The organism is Phyllobacterium endophyticum (assembly GCF_003010935.1).
GTDB lineage: Bacteria > Pseudomonadota > Alphaproteobacteria > Rhizobiales > Rhizobiaceae > Phyllobacterium > Phyllobacterium endophyticum.
In genome coordinates, this window is record NZ_PGGN01000003.1 from 423049 (window position 1) to 435563 (window position 12515).

General features: G+C 57.7%; 13 protein-coding genes and 1 pseudogene. 6 read left to right on the forward strand and 8 right to left on the reverse strand.

The window, feature by feature from the left end; translation table 11 throughout:
• The first annotated feature begins 136 nt into the window (after positions 1-136).
• Positions 137-1063, forward strand: coding sequence for an ABC transporter ATP-binding protein (locus CU100_RS16210; protein WP_106718006.1), 927 nt, complete (start codon positions 137-139; stop codon positions 1061-1063).
• Positions 1060-1821 (forward strand): ABC transporter permease, encoded by a 762-nt coding sequence (locus CU100_RS16215; RefSeq protein WP_106717622.1) that lies wholly within the window; start codon positions 1060-1062, stop codon positions 1819-1821. The genes CU100_RS16210 and CU100_RS16215 overlap by 4 nt, the downstream gene beginning before the upstream one ends.
• 12 nt (positions 1822-1833) lie before the next feature.
• Here the strand turns inward: CU100_RS16215 and CU100_RS27705 are convergent.
• The 3 genes and pseudogenes from CU100_RS27705 to CU100_RS16230 form a co-directional block, all read right to left on the reverse strand.
• Positions 1834-2261: pseudogene (locus tag CU100_RS27705) on the reverse strand (TA system VapC family ribonuclease toxin).
• Entirely contained in the window at positions 2261-2488 is a 228-nt protein-coding gene (locus CU100_RS16225; protein ID WP_183635517.1) for a CopG family transcriptional regulator, read from the reverse strand. Before CU100_RS16225 ends, CU100_RS27705 begins: the two are co-directional and overlap by 1 nt.
• A gap of 62 nt (positions 2489-2550) precedes the next feature.
• A complete protein-coding gene (locus CU100_RS16230; RefSeq protein ID WP_106717624.1) occupies positions 2551-3006 on the reverse strand; it encodes a MarR family winged helix-turn-helix transcriptional regulator in 456 nt (151 codons plus the stop codon).
• 156 nt (positions 3007-3162) lie between these two features.
• On the opposite strand from CU100_RS16230, the gene hmgA reads away from it, so the two are divergent.
• From hmgA to maiA, 3 genes are read left to right on the forward strand one after another with little or no spacing between them, the layout of a single operon-like run.
• Positions 3163-4494: a homogentisate 1,2-dioxygenase gene (gene hmgA, locus CU100_RS16235; RefSeq protein WP_170113866.1), complete on the forward strand. Its 1332-nt coding sequence runs from the start codon at positions 3163-3165 to the stop codon at positions 4492-4494.
• A complete protein-coding gene (locus tag CU100_RS16240; RefSeq protein ID WP_106717626.1) occupies positions 4491-5510 on the forward strand; it encodes a fumarylacetoacetate hydrolase family protein in 1020 nt (339 codons plus the stop codon). The genes hmgA and CU100_RS16240 overlap by 4 nt, the downstream gene beginning before the upstream one ends.
• Positions 5507-6154 carry a maleylacetoacetate isomerase gene (gene maiA / locus CU100_RS16245; protein ID WP_106717627.1) on the forward strand — a complete coding sequence of 216 codons (648 nt, stop codon included), beginning with the start codon at positions 5507-5509 and terminating at the stop codon, positions 6152-6154. Before CU100_RS16240 ends, maiA begins: the two co-directional genes overlap by 4 nt.
• A gap of 9 nt (positions 6155-6163) precedes the next feature.
• Here the strand turns inward: maiA and CU100_RS16250 are convergent, their stop codons facing one another.
• From CU100_RS16250 to hppD, 3 genes are all read right to left on the reverse strand, one after another.
• A complete protein-coding gene (locus CU100_RS16250) occupies positions 6164-6520 on the reverse strand; it encodes a type II toxin-antitoxin system VapC family toxin (protein WP_106717628.1) in 357 nt (118 codons plus the stop codon).
• Between the two features lie 16 nt (positions 6521-6536).
• Complete coding sequence (locus CU100_RS16255; protein WP_106718007.1) at positions 6537-6767, reverse strand: type II toxin-antitoxin system Phd/YefM family antitoxin; 231 nt, start codon at positions 6765-6767, stop codon at positions 6537-6539.
• A 197-nt stretch (positions 6768-6964) separates the two neighbouring features.
• Positions 6965-8077, reverse strand: a complete 1113-nt coding sequence (gene hppD / locus CU100_RS16260) for a 4-hydroxyphenylpyruvate dioxygenase (protein WP_106717629.1) — start codon at positions 8075-8077, stop codon at positions 6965-6967.
• A 120-nt stretch (positions 8078-8197) separates the two neighbouring features.
• Here hppD and CU100_RS16265 point away from each other — a divergent pair, with 120 nt between their 5' ends.
• Positions 8198-8659 (forward strand): Lrp/AsnC family transcriptional regulator, encoded by a 462-nt coding sequence (locus CU100_RS16265; RefSeq protein WP_106717630.1) that lies wholly within the window; start codon positions 8198-8200, stop codon positions 8657-8659.
• Between the two features lie 585 nt (positions 8660-9244).
• Here the strand turns inward: CU100_RS16265 and pdeM are convergent.
• Positions 9245-9940, reverse strand: coding sequence for a ligase-associated DNA damage response endonuclease PdeM (pdeM, locus tag CU100_RS16280; protein ID WP_407070344.1), 696 nt, complete (start codon positions 9938-9940; stop codon positions 9245-9247).
• 17 nt (positions 9941-9957) lie between these two features.
• Positions 9958-12489 carry a ligase-associated DNA damage response DEXH box helicase gene (locus CU100_RS16285; protein ID WP_106717632.1) on the reverse strand — a complete coding sequence of 844 codons (2532 nt, stop codon included), beginning with the start codon at positions 12487-12489 and terminating at the stop codon, positions 9958-9960.
• Positions 12490-12515 lie beyond the last annotated feature (26 nt).

A 12515-nucleotide genomic window follows, 5' to 3' on the forward strand; every position in this document is an offset into this window, starting at 1 on the left:
ATCAATGTCAGCAATGCCGGTTTGTAAAACCTTATTCAACACCATATAAGGAACACCATTCTCAAGGGGCGCTCCGGCGCCTTGCATGTCGTTCCATCAGATACGTCCAGACCGAAGTTCCTTTCCAGGTAAATTCATGTCCTCAGCTATCTCTGTCTCTGGCCTCTATAAAACCTACGCTACTGGTTTCGAAGCGCTGAAGAACATCAATCTCGACATCCGTCACGGCGAAATATTCGCGTTGCTGGGGCCAAATGGTGCCGGCAAGACCACGCTCATTTCCGCGATCTGCGGTATTGTCAATCCAACGTCCGGAACGATCCTTGCTGACGGCCATGACATCATCAAGGAATATCGCGCCGCCAGGAGCAAGATCGGGCTCGTGCCGCAGGAACTGACGACGGACGCATTCGAGACTGTCTGGAACACCGTCAGCTTCAGTCGCGGCCTCTTCGGCAAACCGGCGAAGCCCGCGCACATAGAAAAGATCCTGAAAGAACTCTCCTTGTGGGAAAAGAGGGATTCGAAGATCATCACCCTGTCGGGCGGTATGAAGCGCCGCGTGATGATCGCCAAGGCGCTGTCGCACGAACCGGAGATACTTTTTCTGGACGAGCCTACCGCGGGTGTCGATGTGGAGCTGAGACGTGACATGTGGAATGTCGTGCGGGCGCTGCGCGAGTCCGGTGTCACCATCATCCTGACCACTCATTATATCGAAGAGGCCCAGCAGATGGCCGATCGCATTGGCGTCATCAGCCACGGCGAAATCATTCTCGTCGAAGAGAAAGCGGAGCTGATGCGCTCTCTCGGCAAGAAGCAGCTGCGGCTGTTTCTCCAGGAAAAACGCGGTGAAGTGCCGGAAGCATTGGCCAGATACGAGCTTGAGCTATCCGCCGATGGTGGCGAACTCATCTATCACTATGACACGCAAAAGGATCGCACTGGAATAACCGCCCTGCTGAAAGACCTCGACAAGGCCGGTGTCCGGTTCAAGGATATCCAGACGCGGGAAAGTTCATTGGAAGAAATCTTCGTGAACCTCGTGAGGGAACGCAAATGAACCTCTATGCCATCAAGGCGATCTACCTGTTCGAGATGCATCGCACCTGGCGCACGATCATGCAGAGCGTCATATCGCCAGTCATTTCCACAAGCCTCTATTTCGTCGTGTTCGGCTCGGCTATCGGCGGGCGCATTCCGGAAATCAGCGGTGTCAGTTATGGCGCGTTCATCGTACCCGGACTGATCATGCTGTCGCTGCTGACGCAGAGCATCTCCAACGCTTCATTTGGCATTTATTTTCCAAAGTTCGTCGGCACGATCTACGAGCTTCTTTCAGCACCCGTATCCTATCTGGAAATCGTCATCGCCTATGTGGGCGCCGCGGCGACCAAGTCGATCATTCTCGGCGTCATTATCCTCGGCACCGCCGCGCTGTTCGTGCCGCTGAGGATCGATCATCCCTTCATGATGCTGCTCTTCCTGGTATTGACGGCCGTTACCTTCAGCCTGTTCGGCTTCATCATCGGCATATGGGCGGACGGCTTTGAAAAACTGCAGCTTGTACCGCTGATGATCATCACGCCACTGACCTTTCTTGGCGGCAGTTTCTATTCCATCGAAATGCTGCCGCCCTTCTGGCAGAAGGTGACGCTGTTCAACCCGGTCGTATATCTGATCAGCGGCTTCCGCTGGAGCTTTTTCAGCCTCTCGGATGTGCATATCGGCATCAGCCTCGCCATGACCGCGGCATTTCTTCTGGCCTGTATCTTGCTGCTGCGCTGGATCTTCAAGACGGGATACAGACTTAAAAGTTAGGGTGCACGGTCACTAGGCGATCAGGTGAAGGTTATCTTTTCCACCGGCCACAGCGTCGGTCACCAAGCGCCGGTCAAAAGTTGCCAATTGACCTTCATTGGATCGTGCAAGTGCAAGAAGGTAGGTGTCTGTAATCTGACTTGAAATCAGCAGCCTCGACGGATCAGGTTTGACTTCATAAGGCTGATACTGTCCCGCCAGAACTCATGGCGAGACCTGGACATAAAAATTGCCAACGACGACGCAATGGCAGCTGGAGAACCGGGCAATTTGGATAGCGCGGGTCTCCGATAATGCGAAACGACGCCATTCTCCGTAACGGGGCAGGTGGCCCAAGCGGTCTGACCAATTTCTGCGAACCAGTTGCGCGCGGAATTGTGATGAATATGGGCTGGGTCAAATAATGCGATCAGAACATTGACGTCGAGCAAAAATGCCATCAGGACGTTTCATCGCGCAACTGATTGACGAATTCCATCGTGACCGGAGTGCCATCCTTTACAACAAGCAGTGGTACGCCGTTGCGCTCGCTTGTGTTGGCGACAGCCGTCTGCAGGGATTTCCGGGCAAGCATCGAAATGACCTCGCCGATTGTCTTGTTTTCGAGTTCCGCCAGCCCTTTTGCTGCCGCAAGCACGTCGTCATCGATAGCTAGTGTGGTTCGCATCGCATTCGCTCCAGCATCACGCATCAAACATCATGCTCCATCTTTCATGTGAATTTCAAGAATCATCGGCTGTCATGTAACCTCTCCAACGCGGCCAATCCTGCTATCAGTCCGCTTTCGCCTCGTTTCCCGAGATGCGCAAGCAGTTCGGTTTCGAATTGATGCGCGACCTTGGCAAGCTCGGCATAGGCCTTGCGCCCGGCTGACGTGAGTTCCAGATTCTCGATGCGCCTGTCGCTCCCGTCGCGTTTGCGCCGCAGCCAGCGGCGCTTCTCGAGGGCCAGGACTGCTCTTGAAACTTTGGTCTTGTGCATGGAGGAATGGGTGCCGATTACTGTGGCAGTCGCGGTGCCGAATTGACCAAGTGTCGCCAGCGTGCGCCATTCGGGCCGCGTCAACCCGTACTGCTCGCGGTAAAGCCTGGCGAAACGTTGACTGACCGCCTCTGCCGCCTTGTTGAGGCGGTAGGGTATGAAATTCTCCAGCACCAGCGGCGGCGCCTTCTCGTCCCTGATCATAGCAATCTCCCCATTTGCCGTTGATAGTTACAAAATAGATCGTCACAATTGCAACTAGTACCCGGTTTCCCATTCGGCCGGAGCGTAGAGAACCCGCCTCGCGGTCCGGCATCACCAGGAATGCATAATGTGGTACCAATATCGGGAGGTACGATCATGACCCTTCATTACATGCCGGGTTTCGGCAATGATTTCGAAACCGAATCTCTGCCGGGAGCCTTGCCACAGGGGCAAAATTCGCCGCAGCGCTGCGCCTACGGGCTCTATGCAGAACAATTGTCCGGCTCGCCGTTCACCGCTCCCCGCGGTATCAACGAACGCTCCTGGCTCTATCGTATCAGGCCTTCCGTCAAGCATGGCGGGCGGTTCAGCCCGGCAAGACGCCAGCACTGGAAGACCGCGCCCAATCTCGATGATCATGAGCTCCCCATCGGCCAGCTGCGCTGGAACCCGACGCCGATGCCGAACGAGCCCACCAAGTTCATCGACGGCATCCGCACCATGACCACGGCAGGCGACGTCCATGGCCAGGCGGGCATGGCGGCGCACGTCTATGCTTTCAACCGCAATATGGAAGACGACTATTTCTTCAATGCCGATGGCGAGATGCTGCTGGTCCCCGAGAAGGGGCGCCTCAGCATCTTCACCGAGATGGGTATCATCGAAATCGAGCCCTCGGAAATCTGCGTGATACCGCGCGGCATGATGTTCAAGGTTGCCGCTCTTGATGAGGAAGCCCGCGGCTATATCTGCGAAAACTATGGCGCGAAGTTCTCGCTGCCGGACCGGGGCCCGATCGGCGCCAATTGTCTTGCCAATCCGCGTGACTTCAAGACACCCGTCGCCGCCTTCGAAGACAAGGAGACGGCGTGCCGCCTTCATGTCAAATGGTGCGGCAAGTTTTACGAAACGCTACTGGATCATTCACCCCTTGACGTGGTCGCATGGCATGGCAATTACGCGCCATACAAATACGACCTGCGGACTTTTTCGCCCGTCGGCGCCATTCTGTTCGATCATCCGGATCCGTCTATCTTCACGGTTCTGACCGCACCATCCGGCGAAGAGGGCACGGCAAACGTTGATTTCGTCATTTTCCCGCCACGCTGGCTGGTGGCCGAGCATAGTTTCCGGCCGCCGTGGTATCACCGCAATATCATGTCGGAATTCATGGGGCTGGTATATGGTCAGTATGACGCCAAGCAGGAGGGGTTCGTGCCCGGCGGTATGAGCCTGCACAACATGATGCTGGCACATGGTCCCGACGCGATGGGGTTTAACAAGGCTTCCACGGTGGAACTCAAGCCGCAGCGCCTGGAGAATACTCTGGCATTCATGTTCGAGACCCGTTTCCCGCAGCACCTGACGCGCTTTGCCGCAGAACTGGAAACGCTTCAGGACAATTATGCCGATTGCTGGAAAGATCTGAGGAAACGGTTCGACGGAACACCGGAGGGAGACTGGTCAGAGGAGATCAAGAGCAAATGAAACTCGCCTCACTGAACGATGGCACGCGCGACGGCAGGCTGGTGGTCGTGACGAAGGACCTGACGAGGTACACCGATGCTTCGTTTCTCGTGCCGACCCTCCAATCGGCGGTCGACAATTGGGCGCGTATCTCCCCGCATCTCGAAGCGCTGGCCGGAAGCCTCGAACTCGGCGCGGTGCCGTCCCAACGCTTCCACGAACACGATGCCCTGTCGCCATTGCCTCGCGCATTTCAGTGGGCGGACGGCTCCGCCTATGTCAATCACGTTGAGCTGGTGCGCAAGGCGCGTGGAGCCGGGATGCCGGAAAGCTTCTGGACAGACCCGTTGATCTACCAGGGCGGATCGGACAGTTTTCTCCGACCACGCGAGCCGATCCGCGTGGCAGATGAAGCCTATGGAATAGATATGGAGGGCGAGGTCGCCGTCATCGTCGACGACGTGCGCATTGGCGTCACAATTGACGAGGCGCGTGCTGCAATCCGCCTCGTCATGCTTGTCAATGATGTCAGTTTGCGCGGGTTGATCCCGGACGAACTTGCCAAGGGCTTCGGCTTCTTCCAGTCCAAACCATCGTCGGCGTTTTCACCCGTTGCCGTAACGCCGGACGAGCTCGGCGATGCATGGGATGGCAGCAAGGTTCACCTGCCCCTGAGCGTTGACCTGAACGGCAGGGCTTTTGGCCGGGCAAACGCCGGTGTCGACATGACCTTTGATTTCCCGGCGCTGATCGCCCATGCGGCGAGGACAAGGCCGCTGTGTGCGGGAACCATCATCGGCTCCGGCACGGTTTCCAACAAACGCGATGGAGCACCGGGCAAGCCTGTCGAAGAGGGCGGCGTGGGCTACTCGTGCCTTGCGGAACTGCGCATGATCGAAACGATCGATGAAGGCGAACCACGAACGCCGTTCCTGCGCTTCGGTGATCTGGTCCGCATCGAGATGAAGGACGCCTATGGCCACTCGATCTTCGGCGCCATCGAACAACAGGTCATCAATTACGGGCGCGAGGCATGAACGACGGCATCGTTCTTTATGACTATTGGCGTTCGTCTGCGAGCTACCGCGTCCGCATAGCTCTCAACAGTCTCGGTCTTGAATACGAAACTGTTCCTGTCAATCTTCTAAAGGATGAGCACAAGGGCGCTGACAATCTCAGCCGCAATCCGCAAGGCCTCGTGCCGACACTCGCCATGGATGGGCGGATGATGACGCAGTCCCTCGCCATCATCGAATATCTCGACGAGATCTACCTTGCCGCCGGGTTTCTGCCGCAGGATCCAGCCGGGCGGCAACGGGTGAGGGCGCTTTCCTATGCCATCGCCATGGAGATCCACCCCGTGTGCAATATGGGGGTCATGGCGCATGTCCTGCTTGTGACCGAAGGCGGCGACAAGGTTCGCACCGCGTGGATGCGCAAGTTCATCGCCGAGGGTCTGGCGGCTTTCGAGGCGATGCTGGACCATCCGGACACCGGGAAATTCTGCCACGGCGACAAGCCCGGCATGGCTGACTTCTGCCTCGTGCCGCAAGTCTACAATGCCAAGCGTTGGGGCGTGAAAACCGGCGGCTTCAAACGCGTTAGCGCCATCGTAAAACGCTGCCGGGCTCTCGCCGCATTTGCGGCGGCACATCCCGACAAGGTGAAGCCTGGCCTTTGACGACGCAAATCAGACGACCATGACGTCATAGCGGCGGAATATCGTATCTGATGTGAGGATGGTGAGACTTTCGACCTGGGCTTGAGCAATGAGTAACCGGTCGAATGGATCCCGGTGGTGATCGCCAAGGTGCTCCGTGCGCGCGGCATGGCGTTCATTGATCGCCAGGAACGGAATATTGCGTGATTTCACCGCGTCTACGATGTCGCCGTTCAAGACAGGCTTGCCTAACGCTCGCTTCTTGGCGATCTCCCATATGGATACAGCGCTCACAACAAGGGCGTCGCCTTGGTGCAATATTTGCCTCTGCCGTTTGGAAAGTCTGGGATCATCGCTGACGGCCCACAGCAATAGGTGCGTATCGATGAGTAGAGCGGGCGGCTCACTTCACATACTCGTCCCACTCGGGAGCAAGTTCATCGAAATCATCGGATATTTCCACTTGCCCCGTCATCGAGCCTATCAAACTACCAGGCTTTTTATGCGGGCCGGACAAGGGGGAAATGGTGGCAACAGCTTTACCATGCCGTGTCAGCACGATCTCCTCGCCCGATTGCGCGCGGGTAATCAGTTCAGAAAATTTCGCTTTGGCTTCAGCGATAGAGATGTTCACAGCAAAACTCCTGATGACCGTAATTTGGGTCATAATCGAGCCGAATGCAACGTTTGAACTGGAGCCTGTTGAGATTCATGTCACGGCGGGCGTCAACGGTGGTTTTCGAGCCCCGGACCGAGCCTACATTCGGTACCTGAGCACCGGAGCGCAAAAGAACGCCGTTGGACGGCCATGGCACGAAGTAACGACAGGCTCTACTCCGCTGCCGCGATTTTTATTATACCGCGGCGGATTTGATCCTCCTCGATAGACTCGAACAGAGCACGAAAATTGCCCTCGCCGAAGCCTTCGTCGCCCTTGCGCTGGATGAATTCGAAGAAGATCGGGCCGATCACGGTCTTAGAAAATATTTGCAGCAATATCCTGGTCATGCCGCCATCGACCACGCCTTCGCCATCGATGAGAATTCCGTGCTTTTTCATGCGTTCGATCGGCTCGTCATGGCCGTTCACGCGGTCATGCGACTTCTCGTAGTAAGTCTCGGGCGGACCGGGCATGAACTTCAAGCCATTGTCCGCAAGCTTGTCGGTCGCATCGTAGATCGCCTCGGTACCGACAGCGATGTGCTGGATGCCTTCGCCCTTGTACTTGCGTAGATATTCCTCGATCTGGCTCTTGTCATCCGTGGACTCGTTCAGCGGAATGCGGATTTTTCCGCAAGGCGAAGTGATCGCCCGGGATACGAGACCGGTAAACCTGCCGGCAATATCGAAGAAATGGATTTGCCTGAAGCCAAAGAGTTCGCGATAAAATGCCCACCACTTGTCCATATTGCCGCGATAGACATTGTGCGTCAGGTGGTCGAGATAATAAAATCCAACACCTTCGGGCTTGGGGTCACGCTCGCCCAGCCATTCGAATTCAGCCTCATAGGCCGAACCCCTGTCGCCATAGGTCTCGATAAAGTACAGCAGCGATCCGCCAATGCCGACGATCGCTGGAACGTCCAGCGCCTTGTCGTCGCCCTCATAGGGTGTCGCGCCTTTTGCCACCGCGTGCTCGAAAGCGTGCCTGGCATCGACCACACGCCAGGCCATGGACGGTGCACATGGCCCATGTTTTTCCACGAATTTCGTCGCATGCGAGCCAGGCTCGGCATTAAGGATGTAGTTGATATCGCCCTGCCGCCAGACAGCAATCTTTTTGGTCCGGTGTCGCGCCACCGCGACATAGCCCATGCGGGTAAAAAGCTCTTCCAGCTTCTCCGGCTCTGGATGGGAGAATTCGACGAACTCGAAGCCATCCGTGCCGGCGGGGTTGTCTTTGGAAATCTCTGCCTTCGGTGCGTCGTGCGGAAACGGGCCCATGTCATCCTCCATCAAGAAGACACATTATCGCGCGGATCGCCTGCAATGTGCTTGCATTTCACGGCTTCGTACACCTAGTATCTGCACGTTCCGTGCATAAACTTATGAAAAGGTGCATGAATGAGCCAGCTCGACGCTGCGGACCGCAAAATACTCATCTGCCTGCAGGAGGATGGACGCCTGACGAACAATGAACTGTCCGAGCGCATCAACCTTTCGCCTTCGCAATGTTCGCGACGCCGCTCGCGGTTGGAGGAAGAGGGATACATTCGCGGCTACCGGGCAGAAATAGACCGGGAAAAGCTCGGACTTGGGATCGTCAACATCATCTCGGTGACCTTGGCGACGCATAATCGTGACAACGCCCGGCACTTTTCGGAGCTGATCTCGCGCTTGCCCCAAGTGATGGAGGCGCATGCGCTGACGGGCGAGATGGATTATTTCATCAAGGTGGTGACGCCGGATCTGCGCGCGCTATCGGCCTTCGTCAACGAAATTCTGTTGCCGCACGAATCCGTCCAGAACGTCAAAACCGCCATTGTCCTCGACACATTGAAGGAAGATGGACGCCTGCCGATCTGATCGAGTGACATCGACCCTCTAGAACTGAGTATGAACACCGAATTATAAACGGTATCAACATGTGTGTTTTGGAGATCAACATGCAGGGCGTTGAAGCCGGTCGTCGTGAGCGTTTCCGACCTCAAGAAAAGTCCGACAGCCATTATGCATGAGGCGAATGGTGAGTCCGTAGCTGGCTCAACCACAATTGCATCATGGCCTATATGGTCCCGGCAGACGTTTATGAAACTATGCTCGATAGGCTCGACGATCTCTATCTGGCCGAAATTAGTCAAATCCCGTTCTGGTGAGAAGGGCATTCCCGTCGACATCAATGACCATTGAGCTTGGGTTTCTACCTTCAGCACGCAAGGAGTGGGACAAGCTGGGGCGAGCATCCGTCCTCAATTCGTCCAAAAGCTGAAAGAATGGCTAACTAGCCCGCGCGTGTCGAGCGCTGCACGGCATTCCCGACCACTACAAGATCAAGCTGCGTCGAGCGGGCTGTCGGCTTGTGTACCGCGTGAATGATGAGACCGTAACCGTGCTGGTCGTTGCTTTAGGCAAAGGCGAACAAAACCAGATCCATGACGCAGCGAAGACGCGCTAGAAAAACAGCGCTGTTCTCAGCATAGGATAGACGCGCGCCTGTCCAAGCATATAGGCCGTCATCGCCTTTGCATCAAAAAGCCCCTGAAATGCGCGGCCGAGTATGTTCATGCCGCCCGCATAGGCGCCGAATGCCGGCATGATCATGCGCGATTGATCGCTGACGAAACAGCGTCGTTGCACCGCCTGTCCGCGCCGAACCACCTTGGCCGCGGGGTGCAGATGCCCGGCGATCTCGCCTGGACTTGCCTTCTTCGACGGCTCGTGCCGGAAGGTGAGATTGCCGAGTGCAAGCTCCGAAAAGGTTTCGCCCGGCAAGTCGGCCGGATGCTCCGGATCGTGGTTGCCGGTTATCCATATCCACTCGCGCCCGGCCATGAGGGCGGCGAGCTCCGCCGCATAGCGCGCCGGCAGCCGCGCGGCCGCCTGTCCGTCGTGAAAACTGTCGCCAAGGCTGATGACGCAGGCCGGCTCGTAACGTGCAATGATCCTGGCCAGCGCGGTTAGCGTTGTTGCCGTATCGTAGGGGGGTAGCATCATGCCGCGCCGGGCAAAGGACGAGCCCTTTTCGAAATGCAGGTCGGAGACGATGAGTATGCGGTCGTCTTCGAGGTATAACGCGCCCGACGGATCGCAGACCCCGCCATGTCCGGCCACAACGACATCCGCCGTCCCGTGCAAAGCTGTCCTGATCGTCTGGAATGCCGCGCTCATTTGTGTTCCATCATCTCCCGGGTCAGCTCATCGGCAATTTCTTCAAGCAGCGTCTCATGCGCTTCGCCGGGAACACGCTCCCTGCCGATCTCCATCATGACGGGAACGGCAAGCGGTGAAATCCGGTCGAGATCCTTGTGAACGATATGACCCTTGATTCGTCCCAGCATATCGCTCAGGCGCCGAATGTCGAGAAGACCCGTTGCGGCATCGGCGCGCGTTGCCTGAATGAGGATATGGTCGGGTTCGTGTTCGCGCAGCACATCATAGATCAGATCGGTGGAAACCGTGACTTGCCGTCCGGACTTTTCCTGACCGGGATGACGCTTTTCAACGAGGCCGGAGATCAGCGCGCAATTGCGAAAGGTCCGCTTGAGCATGAAGCTTTCCGACAGCCAGGCCTCGAGATCATCGCCCAGCATGTCCTCGTCTAAAAGCTCGGAAAGCGGCAGTTCGCCGTTCTTGAACATGCGCCCCATGTCGCGCAGGCTCCAGACCGATACGGCATAATCGGTGGCGATAAAGCCGAGCGGCCTCGCCTTGGCCCGCTCCAGCCGCCGCGTCAAAAGCATGCCGAGCGTTTGATGCGCCAATCGGCCTTCGAAGGGATACATGACCATATAGGAGCGCTCGCCGCGCGGGAATGTCTCGACAAGCAGGCTTCCCGGCTGCGGCAGCACGGATTTTTCCTTCTGGATGCGCAACCAGTCACTCACCTGATCGGGAAGGGCACCCCAGCGCAGGGGATCGGCCAAAATGGCGCGCACCTGAGTGGCAAGATATGTGGTCAGCGGAAACTTGCCCCCCGCATAGGACGGTATCTTGGCGTCGAACCCTTCCGCGCTGGTGACGATGCATTCGTTGTCGCGAATTCCCTCGAAGCGCAGCACCCGGCCGGAAAAGAAGAAAGTTTCGCCCGGGCTCAGCGCCTCGATGAAACTCTCCTCCACCTTGCCGAGTACCGGGCCACCCCTGTTTGCCATCGCCCGCACATTCGCGCCTTTACCGCGCTGGCGGGTCAGTCGCACGTTGAGCGACGGCGCCTCGATAATGGTGCCGACATTGAGCCGGTATTGCTGGACAACGCGCGGATGCGTCACCCGCCATGTACCGTCAGCCGTCTGGCGGATCTTGGCAAAACGGTCATACGTTTTCAGCGCATAGCCGCCGGTCGCGACGAAGTCGACGATGCGGTCAAAAGTTTCGCGCGGCAGAAAGGCGTAGGGCAGGGCGGTGGTGACCTCCGCAAAGAGATCTCCCGCATGAAAAGGCTCGGCGCAGGCCATGCCGAGCACATGCTGCGCCAAAACGTCGAGCGAGCCTTCACCCAGCGGGGGCGTGTCCTGCGCGCCGATATAATTGGCGTCCAGCGCCGCCTGGCACTCCATCACCTCAAAGCGGTTGGCCGGCACGAGAATTGCGAGGGAGGGTTCATCCATGCGATGGTTGGAACGGCCGATACGCTGGGCAAGGCGGCTGGCGCCCTTCGGTGCGCCGACATGGATGACGAGGTCGACATCGCCCCAATCGATGCCGAGGTCGAGTGTCGATGTAGCGACGACAGCCCGCAAGGCATTCGACGCCATGGCCTGTTCCACCTTGCGGCGCTTGGCAACGTCGAGAGACCCGTGATGCAGCGCTATCGCCAGGTTGTCGTCATTGACCATCCACAGGTCATGGAACAACCTTTCGGCCTGGCTGCGCGTGTTGACGAAGATCAGCGTCGTGCCATGCCGCTTGATCGCATCATAGATGCCGGGTAGCGCATAGACGGCCGAATGCCCCGCCCACGGCACATGGTCTTCCGATTCGAGAATCGTGATGTGCGGTTTTGCTCCCCCCTCCACCGTTACAAGGCTCGCCATCGCCGAATTGCCGCTCTGAGGCAGCAGCCAGCTCCGCAAGGCATCGGGCTCGGCAACAGTGGCGGAAAGGCCGATCGTCTGCAGGCCGGGCTGCAGGCGCCGCAGCCTTGCCAGCCCGAGAGCAAGGAGATGGCCCCTTTTTGACGTGACGAGGGAGTGCAGCTCATCGAAGATCACATAGCGCAGATCTTCGAAAAACCGCCTTGCGTCCTTGGCTGCGATCAGCAGCGCCAGCTGTTCCGGCGTCGTCAACAATATGTCGGGCGGTGCCAGTTTCTGCCGCTGCCGCTTGTAGGCCGGGGTGTCGCCGGTCCGGGTCTCGAGCGAGATATCGAGCTTCATCTCGGATATCGGCTTTTCGAGGTTGCGATGGATATCGACAGCCAGCGCCTTCAGCGGCGAGATGTAAAGCGTGTGTATGCCCCGGCTTGCGGCATTGCTTTTGCCGCGCTGCGCCAGATCGACCAGCGCCGGCAGAAACCCTGCCAGGGTCTTGCCGGCCCCCGTCGGCGCTATCAGCAGCGTCGAGTTTCCCTGTTGTGATTCCCGCAGCAGATCCAGCTGATGCTCGCGCGGCGCCCAGCCCTTGGCCTGAAACCAGTCCAGGAAAGGCACGGGCAGAAAAGGGGTGCCGGTCTCGGCTGGGCGATTTCTGGTGCTCACCGCCCCGAATGTAGTGGCGCAGCTTC

Excerpts from the sequence above, each read along its gene's own strand:
- CU100_RS16210 (WP_106718006.1), top strand. The coding sequence starts at position 137 with ATGTCCTCAGCTATCTCTGTCTCTGGCCTCTATAAAACCTACGCTACT.
- CU100_RS16215 (WP_106717622.1), top strand. The coding sequence starts at position 1,060 with ATGAACCTCTATGCCATCAAGGCGATCTACCTGTTCGAGATGCATCGC.
- CU100_RS16225 (WP_183635517.1), bottom strand. The coding sequence starts at position 2,488 with ATGCGAACCACACTAGCTATCGATGACGACGTGCTTGCGGCAGCAAAA.
- CU100_RS16230 (WP_106717624.1), bottom strand. The coding sequence starts at position 3,006 with ATGATCAGGGACGAGAAGGCGCCGCCGCTGGTGCTGGAGAATTTCATA.
- hmgA (WP_170113866.1), top strand. The coding sequence starts at position 3,163 with ATGACCCTTCATTACATGCCGGGTTTCGGCAATGATTTCGAAACCGAA.
- CU100_RS16240 (WP_106717626.1), top strand. The coding sequence starts at position 4,491 with ATGAAACTCGCCTCACTGAACGATGGCACGCGCGACGGCAGGCTGGTG.
- maiA (WP_106717627.1), top strand. The coding sequence starts at position 5,507 with ATGAACGACGGCATCGTTCTTTATGACTATTGGCGTTCGTCTGCGAGC.
- hppD (WP_106717629.1), bottom strand. The coding sequence starts at position 8,077 with ATGGGCCCGTTTCCGCACGACGCACCGAAGGCAGAGATTTCCAAAGAC.
- CU100_RS16265 (WP_106717630.1), top strand. The coding sequence starts at position 8,198 with ATGAGCCAGCTCGACGCTGCGGACCGCAAAATACTCATCTGCCTGCAG.